21 protein-coding genes are annotated in these 18,741 nt (G+C 69.9%); 8 read left to right on the top strand and 13 right to left on the bottom strand.

The annotated features are described in order from the left end of the window. Positions 1 to 95 precede the first annotated feature (95 nt). Together MKK51_RS11495 and hisG are read left to right on the top strand one after the other, a co-directional pair. Positions 96 to 1,250: an ATP phosphoribosyltransferase regulatory subunit gene (locus tag MKK51_RS11495; protein ID WP_243977185.1), complete on the top strand. Its 1,155-nt coding sequence runs from the start codon at positions 96 to 98 to the stop codon at positions 1,248 to 1,250. Then, positions 1,243 to 2,262 (top strand): ATP phosphoribosyltransferase, encoded by a 1,020-nt coding sequence (gene hisG / locus MKK51_RS11490; RefSeq protein ID WP_243977184.1) that lies wholly within the window; start codon positions 1,243 to 1,245, stop codon positions 2,260 to 2,262. Before MKK51_RS11495 ends, hisG begins: the two co-directional genes overlap by 8 nt. 52 nt (positions 2,263 to 2,314) lie before the next feature. Here the strand turns inward: hisG and MKK51_RS11485 are convergent, their stop codons facing one another. The 4 genes from MKK51_RS11485 to hemE all read right to left on the bottom strand — a co-directional run bounded on the left by MKK51_RS11485 (position 2,315) and on the right by hemE (position 4,642). After that, positions 2,315 to 2,653: a hypothetical protein gene (locus MKK51_RS11485; protein ID WP_243977183.1), complete on the bottom strand. Its 339-nt coding sequence runs from the start codon at positions 2,651 to 2,653 to the stop codon at positions 2,315 to 2,317. An 81-nt stretch (positions 2,654 to 2,734) separates the two neighbouring features. Continuing rightward, complete coding sequence (locus tag MKK51_RS11480) at positions 2,735 to 3,112, bottom strand: lysozyme inhibitor LprI family protein (RefSeq protein WP_409565665.1); 378 nt, start codon at positions 3,110 to 3,112, stop codon at positions 2,735 to 2,737. Further along, complete coding sequence (hemJ, locus tag MKK51_RS11475; protein ID WP_243977330.1) at positions 3,109 to 3,552, bottom strand: protoporphyrinogen oxidase HemJ; 444 nt, start codon at positions 3,550 to 3,552, stop codon at positions 3,109 to 3,111. The genes MKK51_RS11480 and hemJ overlap by 4 nt, the downstream gene beginning before the upstream one ends. A gap of 19 nt (positions 3,553 to 3,571) precedes the next feature. Further along, a complete protein-coding gene (hemE, locus tag MKK51_RS11470) occupies positions 3,572 to 4,642 on the bottom strand; it encodes a uroporphyrinogen decarboxylase (protein WP_243977182.1) in 1,071 nt (356 codons plus the stop codon). Between the two features lie 622 nt (positions 4,643 to 5,264). Here hemE and MKK51_RS11465 point away from each other — a divergent pair. From MKK51_RS11465 to MKK51_RS11440, 6 genes are all read left to right on the top strand, one after another. Beyond that, positions 5,265 to 6,095 carry a pyruvate, water dikinase regulatory protein gene (locus MKK51_RS11465; protein ID WP_243977181.1) on the top strand — a complete coding sequence of 277 codons (831 nt, stop codon included), beginning with the start codon at positions 5,265 to 5,267 and terminating at the stop codon, positions 6,093 to 6,095. Positions 6,096 to 6,115: 20 nt separating this feature from the next. Then, positions 6,116 to 6,730 (top strand): Maf family protein, encoded by a 615-nt coding sequence (locus tag MKK51_RS11460; RefSeq protein WP_243977180.1) that lies wholly within the window; start codon positions 6,116 to 6,118, stop codon positions 6,728 to 6,730. Between the two features lie 82 nt (positions 6,731 to 6,812). Next, the gene (locus MKK51_RS11455; protein ID WP_243977179.1) at positions 6,813 to 7,652 is read left to right on the top strand and encodes a shikimate dehydrogenase; all 840 of its coding nucleotides are present in this window, start codon (positions 6,813 to 6,815) and stop codon (positions 7,650 to 7,652) included. Continuing rightward, the gene (coaE, locus tag MKK51_RS11450) at positions 7,652 to 8,257 is read left to right on the top strand and encodes a dephospho-CoA kinase (RefSeq protein ID WP_243977178.1); all 606 of its coding nucleotides are present in this window, start codon (positions 7,652 to 7,654) and stop codon (positions 8,255 to 8,257) included. Before MKK51_RS11455 ends, coaE begins: the two co-directional genes overlap by 1 nt. 35 nt (positions 8,258 to 8,292) lie before the next feature. Beyond that, positions 8,293 to 9,018 (top strand): DNA polymerase III subunit epsilon, encoded by a 726-nt coding sequence (dnaQ, locus tag MKK51_RS11445; protein ID WP_243977177.1) that lies wholly within the window; start codon positions 8,293 to 8,295, stop codon positions 9,016 to 9,018. Positions 9,019 to 9,199: 181 nt separating this feature from the next. Further along, complete coding sequence (locus MKK51_RS11440) at positions 9,200 to 10,426, top strand: alpha/beta hydrolase family esterase (protein WP_243977176.1); 1,227 nt, start codon at positions 9,200 to 9,202, stop codon at positions 10,424 to 10,426. Between the two features lie 13 nt (positions 10,427 to 10,439). Here the strand turns inward: MKK51_RS11440 and panC are convergent, their stop codons facing one another. The 9 genes from panC to MKK51_RS11395 form a co-directional block, all read right to left on the bottom strand. After that, complete coding sequence (gene panC / locus MKK51_RS11435) at positions 10,440 to 11,303, bottom strand: pantoate--beta-alanine ligase (protein ID WP_243977175.1); 864 nt, start codon at positions 11,301 to 11,303, stop codon at positions 10,440 to 10,442. Positions 11,304 to 11,396: 93 nt separating this feature from the next. Next, on the bottom strand, positions 11,397 to 11,798 hold the full coding sequence (locus tag MKK51_RS11430; protein ID WP_243977174.1) for a hypothetical protein: 402 nt from the start codon (positions 11,796 to 11,798) through the stop codon (positions 11,397 to 11,399). 111 nt (positions 11,799 to 11,909) lie between these two features. After that, positions 11,910 to 13,244 carry a hypothetical protein gene (locus MKK51_RS11425; protein ID WP_409565664.1) on the bottom strand — a complete coding sequence of 445 codons (1,335 nt, stop codon included), beginning with the start codon at positions 13,242 to 13,244 and terminating at the stop codon, positions 11,910 to 11,912. Further along, entirely contained in the window at positions 13,238 to 14,155 is a 918-nt protein-coding gene (locus MKK51_RS11420; RefSeq protein ID WP_243977173.1) for a tetratricopeptide repeat protein, read from the bottom strand. Before MKK51_RS11420 ends, MKK51_RS11425 begins: the two co-directional genes overlap by 7 nt. Then, entirely contained in the window at positions 14,155 to 15,084 is a 930-nt protein-coding gene (locus tag MKK51_RS11415) for a vWA domain-containing protein (protein WP_243977172.1), read from the bottom strand. The genes MKK51_RS11420 and MKK51_RS11415 overlap by 1 nt, the downstream gene beginning before the upstream one ends. After that, complete coding sequence (locus MKK51_RS11410) at positions 15,081 to 16,094, bottom strand: VWA domain-containing protein (RefSeq protein ID WP_243977171.1); 1,014 nt, start codon at positions 16,092 to 16,094, stop codon at positions 15,081 to 15,083. Before MKK51_RS11410 ends, MKK51_RS11415 begins: the two co-directional genes overlap by 4 nt. Before the next feature lie 4 nt (positions 16,095 to 16,098). Further along, on the bottom strand, positions 16,099 to 16,566 hold the full coding sequence (locus MKK51_RS11405) for a DUF4381 family protein (RefSeq protein ID WP_243977170.1): 468 nt from the start codon (positions 16,564 to 16,566) through the stop codon (positions 16,099 to 16,101). A 3-nt stretch (positions 16,567 to 16,569) separates the two neighbouring features. Then, positions 16,570 to 17,502 (bottom strand): DUF58 domain-containing protein, encoded by a 933-nt coding sequence (locus MKK51_RS11400; protein WP_409565663.1) that lies wholly within the window; start codon positions 17,500 to 17,502, stop codon positions 16,570 to 16,572. Between the two features lie 26 nt (positions 17,503 to 17,528). Next, positions 17,529 to 18,542: an AAA family ATPase gene (locus tag MKK51_RS11395; protein ID WP_243977169.1), complete on the bottom strand. Its 1,014-nt coding sequence runs from the start codon at positions 18,540 to 18,542 to the stop codon at positions 17,529 to 17,531. Positions 18,543 to 18,741: the final 199 nt, after the last annotated feature.

The following is an 18,741-nucleotide window of genomic DNA, read 5'->3' as shown; positions in this document are numbered from 1 at the left end:
GGCCGCACGATCCGTTCGTCGAGCGCGGATGCGGTTGATGTCGCCAAAAGCGGATGCGGTTGATAAAGGACGCGGCATCAGGCGGCGGGTGAACCATGACGAGACCGGAGGCAGTCGATCCGATCGACACCGTGCGAGCGGATGAGGGAACGCGGCTCCTCGCGCATTTCTCGCAAGCCGGCTACGGCGCGGTGACCCCCGCCGTGCTCCAGCCGGTGGAGCCGTTCCTCGAACTCTCCGGCGAGGACATCCGCCGGCGGATCTTCGTGACGCAGGACGCGTCGGGCACGGAACTCTGCCTGCGGCCGGAATTCACCATTCCCGTCTGCCGCCAGCATCTGGCGCGGGGTGTGGGGACGACCGCCGATTACGGCTATCTCGGCCCGGTCTTCCGGCTGGGTTCGGGCGAGGCGGAGGAGTTCCTCCAGGCCGGCATCGAATCCATCGGCCGCACCGACATCCCGGCGGCGGATGCCGAAGTGCTCGGCCTCGCCCTCGAAGGCCTCGATCTTCTCGGAGCCGGCGAGGTCTCGGTGAGGCTCGGCGACATGGGCGTCATCGACGCCCTGCTCGACGGACTCGGCGTACCGCCCGCCGCCAAGCGTCGGACCCTGCGGGCCCTCGCGGCGGGGCGCTCCCTGGACGACGTCACCACGGTCACGACGGTGGAGGACCCCCATGCCGGGCTGCTGGCGGCGATCCAGGGCCAGGATCCGAAGGGCGTGCGCGCCTTCGTCGAGGACGTGCTGTCCATCGCCGGCATCTCCCGCGTGGGCGGACGCAGCGCCGGCGAGATCGCGGAACGCTTCCTCGCCAAGGCCTCGGCGCGGGCCAATGGCGGCGCCGGGCTCAACGCCGAGAACCGCGCCGTCGTCGAGCGTTACCGTGCCATCTCCGGCGATCCGGATCAGGCCGCCCGGTCCATGCGCGAACTCGCCTCCTCGGCGGGTATCACCTATGCGCCGCTGGAGGCCGCCCTCTCCCTGTTCGAGGAGCGGACCGGGTTCATGGCCGCGCGCGGTCTCGACGTGGAGCGGTTCCGCTTCTCGGGGAGCTTTGCCCGCAATCTCGATTATTATACCGGCTTCATCTTCGAGGTGACGCGGGGACAAGGGGCCGCCCCCCTCGTCGGCGGCGGCCGCTACGACGGATTGCTGCAGCATCTGGGCAGTCCCACGCCGATTCCGGCGGTGGGCTGCGCCGTCTGGCTGTCCCGTGTCCTCACGTCGGAAGGATCGTCCCGTGGCTGACACCGCTCCGACTCCCGAGGCTTCGCAGGGGGCAGCCGAGGGCCCCCTCGTCCTTGCCGTGCCCTCGAAAGGACGTCTGCAGGAGAACGCCTCGGCGTTCTTCGCACGGGCGGGGCTGAAACTCGCGCAAGGAGCGGGCGCGCGCGACTATCGCGGCAAGCTCGTCGGCGTGCCGGATGTGGAGGTGCGCTATCTCTCGGCTTCCGAGATCGCCAACCAGCTCGCCAGCGGCAGCGCCCATCTCGGCGTCACCGGCGAGGATCTGATCCGCGAGAGCCTTCCCGACGCGCGGGGCCAGGTCGAGCTGCTGACGCCCCTGGGCTTCGGCCAGGCCACCGTCGTCGTCGCGGTGCCGCAGGCCTGGATCGACGTCCGCGCCATGACCGATCTCGACGAGGTCGCGGCCGAACTGCGCATCCGCCACGGGCGCCGCCTGCGCATCGCCACGAAATACGTGAACCTGACCCGGCGGTTCTTCGCCGAGCACGGGGTGGCCGATTACCGCATCGTGGAGAGTCTCGGTGCCACGGAAGGCGCCCCCGCCTCGGGCTCGGCGGAGATCATCGTCGACATCACCACCACGGGGGCGACGCTGGCCGCCAACGCCCTCAAGATCCTCGACGACGGCATCATCCTGCGCTCGGAGGCCAATCTCGTCGCTTCCCTGACCGCCCCCTGGGGACAGAGCCAGAAGAAGGCCCTGCGCACCGTGCTCGGCCGGATCGCGGCGGAGGAGCGCGCGCGCCTCACCCGCGAGATCCGCGCGGCGATGCCGGCCGACGGCAATCTCGATCTGGCCGGGATCAGCGCCCTGCACGATGCGCAGCTGCCCTACGGCATGCCGGAGACCCGGAGTGCCGAGATCGTGCTCCACTGCCCGGTGGACGCCACGTTCGACCTCGTGGACGATCTCGTGAAGTCGGGAGCCAGCGCGGTGAGCGTCAGGCGGATCGACTACGCCTTCGGCCCGGACAACCCGCTGATCGACCGCCTGCTCACGCGGCTGGGCTGAGGCCCGGCCGACGACACCAGGAGGGATCCGGGTTCGGCTCGGCCGAAGGCGGTCATTGGCCGTTGTCGGCGAGCCATTCGTCATGCTCATGGCGCTGGCCCGTATCCGCCCAGGCCTGCAACGAGGGGTAGATGACGGTTTCCGGCCAGTGCGGGTCGGGCTCCGGCGCCTGTTTCCATGTCAGGTGAACCTGCGCGACCCTTCCGTCCTGCATCTGAAACAGGGCGTCGTCCCGATCGTATCGACGGGCGATCAAGGTGACCGCCAGGCCGTGGAGGACGTGCCCCGGCACGACCTCCTTGCGGAGTTCGGCTTCCCAGCCCCGGCCGAAAGCGGAGGGGTCATCCGTTCGCCCCGGTTCCACCGGCTCCCATGGCTCCAGCCATTCCATTCCGTGTCTCCCACGAAGCTCTTGCTGCGCCGTCATGCCGTGGGCGAGCACCGACCGGGACCGGGAGTGTTGGGCGGCATTCTAAAGCGGTCCCTGCTTGGCGAACTCCGAAAAGACGCCGCGCAGGGTCTTCAGCCGGGCCTCGTAGGCTTTCGTCAGGCAGGCGACGTCCGCCGCGCAGCCGCGCCGTTCCTGCAGCCAGGCTTCCTGGTCGTCGCGCAGCTTGGCGTTGCCGCCCATGGGCAGGAGCCCGCGCAGGATCTCGAACCGGACCGCCATCTCCACGTCGAGGTCGTTGAGGGGAAGATGGCCGCAGATCGCCTTCTCGTCGGGCGTCTCCGCCTTCTCGCACGGGAAGCTCGCGGCTTCCGCCCCGGGCGCGGCCAGCATCATGGCGGCGGCGAAGCCCCATGCCCTGTAACGGGGATAGGCGCGGTCGCGAGGATGCGATGAAGTCATGATCCGAATCCCGGCTTGACGATGACGAGGATGACGATGGCCACCATGAGGAGCGTCGGGACCTCGTTGACCATCCGGTAGAAGCGGTGGGGCCGCGCGTTCCGGTCGGCGGCGAAATCCTTGACCATCCGCGAGAACCAGCCGTGGCAGCCGCTGAGGGCCAGGACCAGGGCGAACTTCGCCTGCATCCAGCCGGAGGCGTAGAACCCGCTCTGCCAGACGAGGATCAGGCCGAGCACCCAGGTGACGATCATGGCCGGGTTCATGATCGCCTTCATCAGGCGCCGTTCCATGACCTTGAACGTCTCGGACTGGGCCGAGGAGGCCGCGCCCTCGGGCAGGGACGCGTGGTAGACGAAGAGGCGCGGCAGGTAGAGCAGCCCCGCCATCCACGAGATCACCGCGATGACGTGGATCGCCTTGATCCAGAGATAGAGCATGTCGGCCATGGTCCGCCCGTCAGCGCCGCAATCTCGCGAGCATCCGCTCCACATGGGCGATCGGCGTCTGCGGCGTGATGCCGTGGCCGAGGTTGAAGATGTGCGGCAGCCCCTCCGTCGCCTCGAGCACCCCGTCTACGGCCGCATCGAGGGCCTCGCCACCCTCGATCAGCGTTTCTGGGTGGATGTTGCCCTGGGTGACGGTGCGGGGCGCCACGGCACCGCGCAGGGCCTTCAGATCGACGCTCCAATCGACCCCGACGGCGTCCGCCCCGGTCTCCGCCATGACGCGGGCATGGCCCTCGAGGCCCGACCCACGGGCGAAGACGATGATCTTCGCCCCCGGTACACGCGCCCTGACTCCGTCGACGATGCGGGCGATGGGAGCAAAGCTCCAATGCGCGAGGGCATCCGCCGTCGCGGCCGGAGCGCGGGGCAGCGAGCCGGCATGGGATTCGAAGATCTGGACCGCATCGGCGCCAGCTTCGAGCTGACGCGACAGGTACTCGATCTGCACCGAGACCAGGCGGTCGATCAGCGCCTCCACCAGGGCGGTCTCGGTATCGGCGAGCGCGCGGGCGGGAGCGAGGTCGGGCGTGCCGCGCCCGCCGATCATGTAGCTCGCCACCGTCCAGGGACCGCCGCAGAAACCGAGAAGCGTCGTCTGGACCGGCAGCTCGGAGCGCAGGCGCCGGACGGTCTCGAAGACCGGCTCCAGGTGCCGGAAGATGCTCGGATCGTCGGCCTGTTTCAGCTGGGCGAACTCGTCCTGGCCGTGGACCGGATCGAGACGCGGGCCTTCTCCCTCGACGAAGCGGACATTCTGCCCGAGGGCATCGGGCACCACGAGGATGTCGGAGAAGAGGATCGCCGCGTCGAAACCGAAACGCCGGATCGGCTGCAGGGTCACTTCGGTGGCGAAGTCCGGATTGTAGCAGAGGTCGAGGAAGGAGCCGGCCTGCGCCCTGACCTCGCGGTATTCCGGAAGGTAGCGCCCGGCCTGCCGCATCATCCAGGCGGGAGGAATCCGGGACGGTGTGCCGTCGAGAACCTGAAGCAGCACACGATCGGTGCCGTCACGTCGAGTCATGCGCGTCTCCGCCCGGTTCATCTTGATGGGAAGAGACCCTCTTCCTTGGAACAGAGCTATGACGCTCCTGCTGCGCTTCGGGAAGGTCTTTTCTTCGGGAAGGTCTTTTGCCCCGTGACGGTGTTCGACCGCAGGACGTCCTCGCCTCTCCGACGCTCGATCCCGAAAACCCTGTTTCGTGCGAGAGCCCCCGAGGCCGGCCGAAAATCCCTGTCCCCGTCCCGTCTATCTAATAAGAAAAGAGAGATTCTAGGACTCTGTTTTTTCTTTTAGACGGGGGACGACGGGATCGCGAACTTGTCCACACCCCATCCCCGCGCCACCGCCGTTAACGGGGCTTTAACGGGTTCGCGCTAACTTTCGAGAACCAGAAGTCCCATCAGCGACTTGCGCGCCGTGATGGGGTCCTCGTGCCGGAACCCTCCCTGAATCTCCCAAACCGGGATCGGGACGAGGGCCGCCGGTCTGCATGTTGACGTGAGAGTCGACAACCCGGGGGACGGTTCCGACCCCGACCCGGATAGGGGCGCTTTATCCCCACCTGTCGACTCCGGCCGTCAGGTGTGGTGGATAACCCGGAGATCCCTCAAGCCCGTCCGCCGGCCTGGGATGGGAATTTCCGATGAGTCGCAGCTACTTCCACCTCCATCTCGTGTCGGATTCCACCGGCGAGACCCTCATCAACGTGGGCCGCGCCGCCGCCGCTCAGTACGAGGGCGTCTCGGCCATCGAGCACGTCTATCCGCTGGTGCGATCCGCGGCCCAGCTCGAACGGGTGATCTCCGAGATCGAGGCGGCGCCGGGCCTCGTTCTCTACACTCTCGTCGGGCACGACCTGACCGAGCGGCTGGAGGCGGCCTGTCGCGAGACCGGATCGCCGTGCCTCTCCGTGCTCCAACCCGTCCACGCCCTGCTGCAATCCTATCTCGGCGCGGAGACGACGGCCCGGCCGGGGGCCCAGCACATGCTGAACGCCGAGTATTTCAAGCGCATCGACGCGATGAACTTCACCCTCGCCCATGACGACGGCAACCTGCCCTTCGACATCGACGAATCCGACGTGATCCTCGTGGGCGTCAGCCGCACCTCCAAGACCCCGACGGCGATCTACCTCGCCAATCGCGGGCTGAAGACGGCGAATTTCCCCCTCGTTCCAGGAATGCCGGTGCCGCCCAATCTCGAGAATGCCCGCAAGCCCCTCGTGGTCGGCCTCCTGGCGAGCGCGGAGCGGATCGTGCAGATCCGGCAGAACCGCCTGCTGAGCCTGAAGGCGGACGATACCTCGCTCTATGTCGATCGCGACGCCGTCGCCGACGAGATCGCTGCCTGCCGCAAACTCTGCAACCGGCATCGCTGGCCGACCATCGACGTCACGAGGCGGTCCATCGAGGAGACCGCCGCCGCGATCCTCGACCTGCACCGCGAACACCGCCTCAAGTTCATCGTGGCATGACGCCCGACGCGAGATCCGTGATGACCCGCCTCTGGCTGCCCGAACGCCTGCTCATCCTTGCCTCCGGTTCGCCGACGCGCCGACATCTCCTCGAATCTGCCGGCCTCGAAGTGGAGGTGGTGGTCCCGAATGTCGACGAGCGCACGATCGAGGCCGAGGCCGGCCCCCTCGCTCCCGCCGATCTCGCCCGCCGCCTGGCCCTGGCCAAAGCGCGGGCGGTGGCGGCCACGGTCGGCGACAGGATCGTCCTGGCCGCCGATCAGGTTCTCGCCTGCGACGGGGAGGTGTTTCACAAATCCGCCTCCCTCGATGCCGCGAGACATCAATTGAGCCGGCTATCGAACAGGACGCATTCCCTGCATTCCGCCGCCGCCCTCATCGTTCCGGGCGGCAAACCGGACCTCCTTCACGACGAGGCCCGTCTCGCCATGCGGGATCTGAGCCCATCCGCCATCGACACCTATCTGGCGATCGCCGGACATGAGCGTGTCACCGGCACGGTGGGCGGATACCAGCTCGAAGGCCTCGGCATCCATCTGTTCGCGGCAATCGAAGGCGCCCATGCCACCATCCTTGGCCTGCCGCTGACCGGATTGCTCGACCGGTTGCGCAGCCACGGCTGCCTTGCCTTCTGATTCTGGCCTTCTGATTCTGGCCTTCTGATTCTGGCCTTCTGATTCCGGCCCTCTGATCCTGAACGCCGCGCGAGACCCCTCCATGATCAAAGCCTTCGTCGTCGGTCATCCGATCGCCCATTCCCGGTCGCCGATGATCCACGGACACTGGCTCGCGACCCTCGGGCTCTCTGGCTCCTACGAGCGGATCGACGTGGCGCCGGCGGAGTTCGGGGCCTTCCTGCGCGGCCTGAAGGCCGATGGCTTCGCCGGCGGAAACGTGACCCTGCCGCACAAGGAAGCCGCCTTTGCCGGGGCCGAGGTGCTGACGGAGGCCGCCCGGCGGATCGGCGCGGTCAACACGCTCTCCTTCGACGGGCAGGGACGTCTCGTGGGCGACAACACCGACGCCGTTGGCTTCACCGCCCATCTCGACGAGACCCTCGGGCCGGACTGGCTCGGCGCGGAGACCGGTGAGGTCGTGATCCTCGGGGCGGGAGGGGCGGCACGGGCCGTCGTCGCCGGCCTGCTCGACGGTCCGGCGACCCGCATCCGGGTCGCCAACCGCACGCGTTCGCGGGCCGAGGCCATTGCCGGCCTCGACCCGTCCCGCGTCGAGGCCATCGCGTGGGACGGGCTCGACGAGGCCCTCCGTCGCGCGCGGTTGCTGGTCAACACGACCTCCCTCGGCATGACCGGCAAGCCGCCTCTCGACATCGCGCTGGATCATTTGCCGGCTGAATGTGCCGTGGCCGATATCGTCTATTCGCCCCTGGAGACGCCGCTTCTGGCGGCAGCCGCGGCGCGGGGGCATCGCGTGGTCGACGGGCTCGGCATGCTGCTGCACCAGGCCGTGCCGGGTTTCGAGCGCTGGTTCGGAACCCGTCCGGCGGTGACGCCGGAACTGCGCGCCCTCATCGTCGCCGATCTGGCGGCCACGTGATGGCTCGGCCCTTCATCCTCGGCCTCACCGGCTCCATCGGCATGGGGAAATCGACCACGGCCTCCCTCTTCGCCCAACGCGGCATCCCGGTCCATGACGCGGACGCGGCGGTGCGGCGCCTCTACGCGGCGGAAGGAGCGGGGGCCCGCCTCATCGCAGACCTCTTTCCCGATGCCGTCGCGAAGGACGGCTCCGTCGACCGCGCGCGCCTGAGGGACCACGTGCTCGGCCGGCCGGACTCCCTGGCCCGGCTGGAGGCCGCGATCCATCCCCTCGTCCGGGCCGAGGAACAGCGCTTCCTCGACGACCACGCCGACGCGTCCCTCGTCATCCTCGACATTCCCCTCCTGTTCGAGACCGGCGGGGAGGGCAGATGCGACGCCGTTCTGGTGGTGACGGCGGATCCCGAGGTTCAGCGGCAGCGTGTCCTGGCGCGTCCCGGCATGTCCGAGGCGACGCTCGCCGCCATCCTCGCCAAGCAGATGCCCGATGCCGACAAGCGCGCCCGCGCCGACTTCCTCATCGATACCGGGCTTGGCCTTGCTGGCGCCGAAAATCAGGTCGACGCTCTCATCGAACAGCTTGCCGACACAGGCCCGGCCTGACCGACCACTTCGTATCCCCTCGAATGGACCGCACCATGCTCCGCGAGATCGTCCTCGACACCGAGACCACCGGAACGGATGCCAAGAACGGGGATCGGCTGATCGAGATCGGCTGCGTCGAACTCATCAACCACATCCAGACGGGGGTGACCTTCCACCGCTACGTCAATCCGACGCGGCCCGTCTCGCAGGGCGCCTTCGGCGTCCACGGTCTGTCCGACGCGTTCCTCGCCGACAAACCGGTCTTCTCGGCGATCGTCGCGGATTTCGTCGCCTTCTGCGGCGATTCCCCCCTGGTGATCCACAACGCGCCCTTCGATGTCGGCTTCCTCAACATGGAATTCGCCAGGCTCGGCGAAGGCGGGCCGCCGCAGATCGACCTGGGGGCGGTGGTCGACACGCTGCAGATGGCCCGGCGCAAACATACCGGCGCCTCCAACAGCCTCGACGCACTCTGTGTCCGCTATGGCATCGATACGACGCGGCGCACCAAGCACGGGGCGCTCCTCGACGCTCAGATCCTGGCCGAGGTCTATATCGAACTGCTCGGCGGCAAGCAGACGAGCCTCGGCCTCGCCATGGTCGAGACCACGGAGCCGGTCCAGGTCGTCGATCCCGGCGGCGGCGCCATCGCCACGGGCCCACGCCGATTGCGCAACCGTTTGAACCCTTTGGAAGTTGATCAGCACACGGCTTTCGTCGCCACCCTCGGTTCCAGCCCGATCTGGCGCGACTACGTCAGCGAGACCGACGGTGAGTGAAAGACCGTCAAGTGCAATGCAATAAAAAGCATATTGCAATGCAATAGAACCAGCTTACATCTTCGAACATCGAGTCGGCGCGGAGGCGAATAAGGCCCATCGTCGATGCGGGATGTCTCTGCATCCGGCATCGATTGGATCCGCTGGCCACTCTCTCAACACCCAAGAAAGCGATCATGCGATGGCTGATCACCCGAACCGCACGCGTCTGGACGATCTCGTCGAAGCGACCAAGCTGACGGGCGCAGGGCGCCTGCAGGAAGCGGCCGATCTCATCCAGCGCGGCCTTTTCCGCCGGTCCGACGCCGAGGCTTCGGGCCAGATGGTGCAGGTCGGCGGCGGCGAGTCCGCACAACCCGCGCATCCCACGGCCGGGTCGGTGACGGAAGGCCTTCAGGATCATCTTCGCGATGCCTTCGGTCAGGTGGCGCGGAAGTTTGGGCTGACGGGTCAGGGCGTGGTCGCGCCGGGATCGACGCCGTCGGGATTTTCCGGGTTCGATCCCACCAACCTGTTCCGGGACGGTAAAGTCGCGACTCCCCCCGCAGGCGAGGGGAGTTTCACCGAGCATGCGTTCTCGAACGACGCGGGCGCACGTGAGTACAAGCTCTACGTCCCGAGCAAAACGGTCGCCTCCCCGCCCCTCCTCGTCATGCTCCATGGCTGTACCCAGTCGCCGGACGATTTCGCGGCCGGCACCGGCATGAATCGTCTCGCCGAGACGGAGGGGTTCCTCGTGGTCTATCCCGCCCAGAGCGTGAGGGCTCACGGCCAGCGCTGCTGGAACTGGTACCAGCCCGGCGACCAGGGACGCGGTTCCGGGGAGGCCGAGATCATCGCGGGTCTCACCCGCGCGGTGATGAGTGCGTACAATGTCGATGCGCGCAGGGTGTATATTGCAGGTCTCTCGGCCGGTGGCGCCGCCGCCGCCAATATCGCCCTGGCCTATCCCGACCTCTATGCCGCCGTCGGCGTGCATTCGGGTCTCGCGGCCGGCTGTGCCGGGGACATCTCCTCGGCACTGACGACCATGCGTCTCGGCCCGTCGGGGTCGGTGGTGATCCCGCCGGCGGAGACCGCGCGGGTGCCGACCATCATGGTCCACGGCGAGAGTGACGGCACCGTCCATCCGCGCAACGGCGATCAGGTTCTCATCCAGGCCGGCGTCGAGGCCCTGCATCCGTCCGTCTCGGAGGGAACCGGCCCGGGCGGCCTGGCCTATACCCGCACGCGCTATGCCGACGAGTCCGATCGCGTCGTGGTGGAAAGTTGGGTGGTGCGCGGCCTCGGCCATTCCTGGTCGGGCGGCGACCCGTCGGGCAGCTACACCGATCCGCGCGGCCCGGATGCGTCACGGGCGATGGTCGACTTCTTCATGGCGCACCGCCTGGACCGGCCGCGCCACTGATGCCGCGGTCCCGTCAGACGGCGACGTTGTCGATGAGCCGTGTCGAGCCGAGATAGGCGGCGACCAGGATCCTGGTCGGCCCCGTGGCGTGCTCCACCGGGGCCAGCGTGTCGGCATCGCACACGCTGAGATACTGGACGGTGCCGAACCCGGCCGCGATCAGGCGATCGGTGGAGGCGGAGACGAGGGGCGAGGCGGCATTCCCCGCTCTCAACCCCTCGGCGATGATCGTGAGCTCGCGGTGGAGCAGGGGGGCGATCCGACGCTCCTCCGCATCGAGGTAACGGTTGCGCGAGGAGAGGGCGAGGCCGTCCTCTTCCCGCAGGGTCGGCACGCCGCCGATGGCGACGGGGATGTCGAGGTCGCGCACGGCGCGGCGGATGACCTGCAACTGCTGGAAATCCTTCTCCCCGAACAGGGCGGTGTCGGGCTGGACCTGATTGACGAGCTTCGTCACCACCGTGGCGACGCCGGAGAAATGGCCCGGCCGAAAGGCGCCGCACAATCCCTCGCTGATGCCCGCCACCGTGAGGCTGGTGGAGAAATCCGCCGGGTACATCGTCTCCACCGTGGGAAGGTAGACGGCATCGACGCCCGCCTCCGACAGGAGCGCGAGATCGGCCTCGACGTTACGCGGATAGCGCGAGAAATCCTCGCTCGGCCCGAACTGCGTCGGGTTGACGAAGATGCTGACGACGACCCGCTCTCCGAGCTCCCGCGCCCGGCTCACGAGGGAGAGGTGGCCCTGGTGCAGGGCACCCATGGTGGGCACGAGGACGACACGGTCGCCGGCCGCCTTCCAGGCATGGATGCAGGCCCGCATGGGGTCCACCGCGTCGAACCGGACCGGTGGGACGGGCGAGGCTTGGCTGCTCATCGGGGCTCTTCGGCAAGGCTTCGAGGGACGTCGGATCGTCCCTCGACTATCCCAACTCGGCGCCGGAAGGCCAGATGCCGCGGTCGGCCAAGGTCAGTTGCAATAGGGCAGCAGGGACCGGCCGAAGGGGTCGTCCACGCCCAGCGCCGGCTTGAACCCGTAATAGCTCGGCTTTCCGAGCCCATAGGCCGAACCGACATAGCTCGGATCGTCCGGCGCGTCGGTGGGGATGGGCACGCGTCTCGGGATGCAGGCCACACGCCGGGGTCTCGCACGCTCCCGTCGCGGCGCGCTGTCCTCCTCCGCGCGCGGAAAGTAGCGTGGCGGCGGCTCGATTCCCGGGTCGGGGCGGTCGGCCTCCACGCCGTAGGGAGTGGACCAGCGCTCCCGCACATCGGCGGCGCGGACGGGACCGCCCCCTGCGGCCGCCACGAAGCCCATCGCGATCAGGGCCCTCGCGGCACGGCCTCTTGCTGTCTCACGCCCTCGGCTCATGTCATCCCGCTGCGTGCGCCCGTCTCCGGGAGCCCTGTCCATGGGCGTCCACCGCCCGACTCACCGTCCGTGAACGACGCGCGACGGTCTCAGAACAGGGTGAACGAAAGGTTACCGTTGCGGTGCCCGGCCATCGAGATCCGCCAGGCGGGCGGGCGGCGCGGCGGACGGACCATCGATCTTGATCGGCTTCGACAGGGTGCCGGCCAACAGAGCCAGGTCCGGCGTTGGTCCCTCGGTTCGGCCATAGAGCGACGCGTCGAGGGCTGTCAGCGCCTCGGCGATGACGGGGGTGGAGCGCCAGACCCGCGCGAGTTCGGGGTCGCGGTCGAAGACCGGGCCGAGGACGGCGCGGAAGGCCCGTGCGTCGCCCGCCTCCGCATGGCGTGCGAGGTCGCGCCGTGTCGCACGGTCGAGGCGCAACCGCCGCGACCGTCGCGGACCGCCAAAGCCGATGAGGGCGAGGCCGAACCCGAAGGCGCCCACGGCCGCTGCCGCCACCACCATCGGCGAGGCCGGAGCGACGGGCTTGGCGTCCTCGTCCCGGTCGGGCAGGCCTCCGCCGATCTGGCGGGCCGGGATTTCCGCTTCCCGCAGGGTTCGGGAGACGGTGTCGAACCAGGGGATGGTGATCGCCTCGAGCGGGACGATCTCGGTGACGGCGGGGCGCACGTCCCATTGATAGGTGGCCCGCGCCACCGGCCCCGTCGGCGTGATGATGGTCTCACGGGTCACGGGGCCGGCGAAGGTGAGGATGCCGCGCGTGCGCATGACCGGGCGCGGCGGCAATCCTTCCGCCACCAGCCCCTGTGCCTCCAGGGTGACGATCCGCCTCGTGGTCTCGCCGATCTTCACCGTTTCGGGGTCGGGATTCCAGGAATCGGTGATGGTCACGTCCCGCGCCGGCAGCCACCACGGCTCCTTCACGTCCGGGCCGCCGATCTCCTTCGTCCAGGTGGCGACCGGCAGGGAGACCGGCGCGGAGGGAACGTCCACCACCTTGCGGGTGCCGCCATCGTTGATGGTCAGGCGGTGGATGAACGGCTCGATGGTGAAATCGCCCGGATGGTGCGGGAAGATCGCGATGGTCCGGTCGAAGGCCACCGCCACCTGTCCGTCCGGCAGGCGGGTCTTCGACCAGGTGTCGCGGCCGAGCTGGGTCCAGCTGAAATTCGCCAGCGACGGCTGGACCACCTCCTCCAGCAGGATCGCCTGCCGGTAGACGCCGCGGATATGGAGCAGCACCATCTCCCGCGAGAACGGCGCCGCGTTCCCGTTGAGCTCCGGCGTCACCGTCAGGGTGAGGTCGCCGGGGGAGATCTCCGCATGGGCGGGACCGGCGAGGAGCAGGAACGCACCGAGCAGGAGGACGCCGCGCCGCCCATGATCCCTTCCCCCTTTGCGGGCTGGAAGACACACCCGCATCGCTCCGTTAAAGCTCACCATGGGTTGCTCCCCGCCGGGACCGCCGTGCCCGCCTCCACGCGCACCGCCTGCTCGGCCTTCAGGCGCAGCTTGAGATACCGGCCGGGATCGTCGGGCAGGGTCTGGAGCCAGAGCCGGTCGGGCCGGATCTCGTGCGCCTCGAAGCTCTTCGTCACGCGCCGCGCCTCCCGCTCCGGGGCGGCGGCGACCATGGCCGAGCCGGCGCCCGTGCGGCCGCGTCCGGCCGCGTCGCTGGCCGAGCCCCTCGCCTCGCCCTTGCCGGAATCCACCGATTGCTGCTCGGCCTTGCCGCGCCGCGCCACCTTGCTGTTGCCCGGCGTCGAGGAGGAGGTGCCCCCCTCCTTGTTGCCGGCCAGCCCATCGCCGACGGAAGAGGCCTTCATGTCGTCGTTCGGGTCCTGGTTCGAGGTCTTGTTGTAGCGCGCGCCCACCGTCGCCGTGGCATTGGCGAGGCCGCCGCCCTTGCCCGGATCGCCCGGCCCCTCGGCGACGAGGCGCGCGACGAGGGACCGGTTGGCCTGCGCATCCGCATCGCGCGGATTGTACTGGAGGGCGACGTCGTAGGCGTCGATGGCGCCCTGGTAGTCGCCCGAACGCGCTAGGGCGTTGGCGAGATTGTAGGCGTTGCGCCGGCCGCCGTTCCGGAAGATCGCGATGGCCTCCTCGTAGCGTCCCGCCTCATAGAGGGCCGGCCCGCGCCAGGCGGGATCGGCGAGGACGGTGGCGGCGGCACCCGGCAGGCCGAGGCCCATCAGGCTGCGGCCGAGGGTCGTGCGCGGCTCGGAGACCAGGGTGAGCCCGAGAATGCCGGCACCCGTCAGGGTGATGCCGGCGATCCTCGCCCAGCCGGTCCAATGCCGGGGGAGGGCGGACGGGAGACGGCCGGGGAGGCGGGACCGCACCGTGCTCATCAGGCGCTCCTGCGGAACAGGACGAGGGCGGGAAGCAGGGCGAGCAGGATCAGCCAGCGCCCAAGATCGGCGAAGGCCAGCACGGTGTAGCCGCCCGCCGCCAGATGCTGCGCCGTGCTGGCGCCGACGATGTCGAGGAGGGCGGCGGGCTGGTCGAGATCGACGGTCACGCCATCGCCCGCGCCGGTCACGCGGTCGAGGGCCGCCCGGTCGGGTTTCGGCGAACCGTCCGGCAGGGCATTGGTGGCCGGCACGAACACCGCATGGAGATGCCAGCCCTTGGCCCGGATCGCATTGGCCTCGCGCAGGGCGGCATCGCCGATCCCGTCGCCGTCGGTGACGAGGACCACGTCCCCGGCGATGACGCCCGCTTCCTCCAGGGTCCGGCGCGCGATGGCGAGGCCGCGCTCGGGATGGGTGCCGCGATCGGGCACGGTGTCGCCGTCGAGGGCGAAGAGGACGAGGCTCAGGGCGTCCCGATCCGTGGTCGGCGGGGCGGCGAGATAGGCGTCGCCGGCATAGACCACCACGGCGACGCTGCGGGTGCCCGCCGCCTGGGCCACGCTGTCGGCGATCTGGCGGACCTCCTTGAGGTGGCCGCCCTCGGCGACGGAGCGTGAAAGATCGATGACGACCACCGTCGCGTCGAGATTGCGGAAGGCCGAGGCGTCGGGACGCTCGATGGCCGGCCCGGTGAGGGCGATGGCGATGATCCCGGCCGCGATGGCGGCGGCGAGGTTGGCCTGGCGCCGCCCGCCGAGGACGGCCCCCCGCGTCTCGAGGAAGGCCATCAGACCGGGATCGACCGCCTTCGCCCAATCCCCCAGCGGTGCCGAGCGCCAGGCCGCGCGCAGGGCGAGGACGAGGATGACGGGAATCGCCAGGAGCCACCAGGGCCGCAGGATGGCGAAGGAGAGGAGGGCGCTCATGCCGTGCGCCTCGCCGCCAGCAGGGCCGCCGCGCAGAGGAGGGCGAGGCCGGCCGGCCACGGCCAGAGGTCCTGGCGCAGGGGGACCGGGGGGGCCTTGGCGCGTCCGCCCTCGATGGCGTCGATGGAATCGGCCATGGCGATGAGGTCGTCCGTGGTCTTCACCCGGAAGAAGGTGCCGCCGGTGGAGGCCGAGATCTCCCTCAGGGTCTCGGCATCGACGACATCCTGCTCGCCGTCGGCGTTGGACATGTCGCGGGGGCCAAGCGCGATGGTGTGGACCTTGACGCCGAGTTCCTTGGCCAGGGCCGCCACGTCGCGCGGCGTGGTCTGGCCGGCATTGTTGGCGCCGTCCGTCATCAGCACCACCACCTTCGATGTCGCCTGCGGTGCGTCGGGCGCCTCGCCCGACGTCGCCGGCACCAGCCGCTTGAGGGCGAGGCCGAGGCCGTCGCCGATGCCGGTGGAACGTCCGACGAGGCCGATCGTCGCCTCGTCGAGGGCACGCGCCACGGTGGCGGTGTCGAAGCTCGGGCTCGCGGCCACATAGGATTCGTTGGCGAAGATCACGAGGCCGATCCGGTCCCCGGCCCGGCGGCGGATGAAGTCGGTGCCCACCCGCTTCACGGCGGTGAGCCGCGTCACGGTCTCGCCGTCGATGGCGAAATCCCGCCTCTCCATGCTGCCGGACAGGTCCATGACCAGCATGATCTCGCGGCCCGAGGCTGGAAGCGCGGTGGCGGGCAGGACGAGGCGGGGGCCGGCGAGCGCCGCCACCAGGGCGGCCCACAGGGTCCAGATCAGGACGGCGCGGCCGCGGCCGCGCGCCGCCACGCTGTCGCCGCGACCGGAGCCCGCCACCAGGGAGGCGGGGACGCGCAGGGCGCCGCTCGATCCCATCCGTTCGGGCGGCAGCAGCCGGGCCGCGAGGAGGGGCAGCGGCAGAAGTAGCAGCGCCAGGGGCGCGGCGAGATCGAAGGCCGAGAGGAAGGCGGTGAACCAGGCTGGCATCGGGTCAGGCCCTGATCCGCGCGAAGAGGCGGCCGAGTTCGGAATCGATCGCCTCGACATCGGCCGGGGAGGAGCGCCGGTACAGGCCCTCCGTCACGACCCTGCCGGCGCCCTTGCTGAAGACGTCCGTGGCGAACAGGCGGTCGAGGGTGGCCGCCCAGTCCGCACCGTGGGTCGAGGCGGCCTCGTCGCCGGCCAGCGTCCGGGCGAGGCGCCGCAGCAGGCGGGCCTGCGCGATGAGCTGTGCCTCCGGGGCGAGGGCGCGGGTCTCCGCGAGGCCGCGCAGGGCCGAGGCCCGCACTGAGGCTTTGGAGCGCGCCCGGATCAGCCTGACGAGGCCGACGAGGAGGGCCGCGACGAAGCCCAAGGCGATGGCCAGCACCACTTCGCCCTGGGTGCCGCTGGCCGCGTCCGCCGGCAGGTGCAGGCCGCGCAGCTGGGTGAGATCGGTGGGGGAAGCGAGGGGGTTCACGCGCTACAGCACCGCATCGAGACGTTCCATCAGCGGGGCATAGGCCTCGGGACTGGCCTCGGCGTCGAGGCGCAACCCCTCGATCCCGCGTCGGGCATAGGCGATGAGCCGGTCGTCGGGTGCGCCCTCCGTCATGGCGGCGGAGCGCCCGACCTGGACGGTGCCACGCTGCCCGTCCGGCGTGGAGAAGGGAAAGAACCCGGCCGGCTTCCTGCGCTCGAACGCGTCGCTGACGAGGACGAGGCGGATCGACAGGCGCTCGGCCAGCACGGTGAGCAGGTGGTCGAATTCGGGTCCCGGCGCGTCGAGCGCGCTGCCGATGACGAGATGTCCGCCGGACGGCAGCAGGCTGGCCGCCACGGTCAGGCTGCGGTCGAGGGGAGGGTCCGTCCTGTCCGAGGCGGCGAGCGCCTGGGCGTGGGCCATGGCGAGCGCACCCGTCACCGCCGTCATCGCCCGCTCTCCGCCGCCGGGACGGACCACCACCGGCTCGCCCGACGAGGCCGCCACGAGGCCGACCCGGCCGCCATCGCCGACGACGCGCCAGCCCAGCAGCACCAGGGCTTCGGCCGCCGCCACCGAGCGCAGGGCACGGCGCGTGCCGAACAGCATGGAGGGTCGGAAATCCGCCAGCAGAACCACGGCGCGGTCGCGCTCGTCGTGGTGGGTCCGCACGTGGAGGATACCGGTGCGGGCGGTGGCGTTGCGGTCGATATGGCGGCGGTCGTCGCCCTCGGACCAGAGCCGCACGTCGTCGGGCTCGGAGCCGCGCCCGCGCCGTCGCGTGACGATGCCGCCGGGAAGCCCCGCCAGGGTACGGGTGGCCGGGGAGACGCCCCGGCGGGCGAGGTGGCGCAGGCCCATCAGGGCTTCGCCCGACAGATGGATACCGGGGCCGTGCGCGGGGGCCGTGGTCGGGCCGGGGGGGGACGCCATGGCTGTGCTACCGGACCCTTCCGCCCTCAGAGCGCCCGGACCCGCTGGACGAGGCCCTGGATGATGCCCCGCGCGGTCTGTCCCTCGGCGGCGGCGCGCCAGGTGAGCCCGATCCGGTGCGCCAGGGCGTCGGCGGCGAGATCGGAGATATCCTCCGGGATCACGTGGTCGCGGCCGCGCAGATAGGCCCGTGCCTTGCCGGCGAGCATCAGGGCCAGCGTCCCGCGCGGGGAAGCCGGATGTTCGATCGAGGCGCGAAGATCCGGCGCGGCCTTGTCGGTGCGGGTGCCGGCCACGAGCCGCACCAGATAGTCCTTCAGGGCCGACGAGACGTGGACGTTGAGGGCCGCCGCGCGGGCGGCGCGGATTTCCGCCACGGTGAGCTTCACCGCCATCGCCTCGGCATGGTGGTTCAGCTCGCCCTCGACGAGGTCGAGGATGCGGCGCTCGGAGGCCTCGTCGGGCATCTCCACCACCACGTGGAGGAGGAAGCGGTCGAGCTGCGCCTCCGGCAGGGGGAAGGTGCCCGCGTGCTCGATGGGATTCTGGGTCGCCACCACCATGAACGGGTCGGGCAGCACATGGGTGTGCCCGGCCACCGTGATCTGGCCCTCGGCCATGGATTCCAGCAGGGCCGACTGGACCTTGGGCGGCGCGCGGTTCACCTCGTCCACGAGGATCAGCGAGTGGAACAACGGGCCGGGCAGGAACTCGAAATCGCCGGCATCCTGGCGCCAGACGGTGGTGCCGGTGAGATCGGCCGGCATCAGGTCGGGCGTGCACTGGATGCGGGCGAAGCTGCCGTCGAGCCCGTCCGACAGGCGCTTGACCGCGCGGGTCTTGGCGAGGCCGGGCGCACCCTCGATGAGGAGATGGCCGCCGGTGAGAAGCCCGATGAGGAGGCGCTCCACCAGGGTCTCCGCGCCGATGAGTCCGTGGCTCAGCCCATCGCGAAGGGCGAAGATGCGGGCGCGCAGGGCTTCGTCGGCGGCCTGCGGCGGCAGGGCGGCGGGACGCGTGGCCAATGTTGCATCACTCATGAGCGCGCGCCGGCCATGACCGCCCGCAGGGCAGCCGCAGCGGATCGGCGGGGCATGATCGTGGCAGGGCCGGCGTACAGCACCATGCGCGTCTCCTCGGGCGGATTCTTAAGAGATCCCTATGTCCATCGGGTGTGCCCGCTGCGCGGTACCGGCGTCAATCCCGCGCCCCGTTTCCCGTGAAACACGACGGCGGGAT

The sequence above is a fragment of the Methylobacterium sp. E-045 genome (genome assembly GCF_022829685.1).
In the GTDB taxonomy this organism is placed as follows: domain Bacteria; phylum Pseudomonadota; class Alphaproteobacteria; order Rhizobiales; family Beijerinckiaceae; genus Methylobacterium.
Note: the sequence above shows the minus strand (reverse complement) of the source record. Positions and strands in the feature narration are given on the sequence as shown.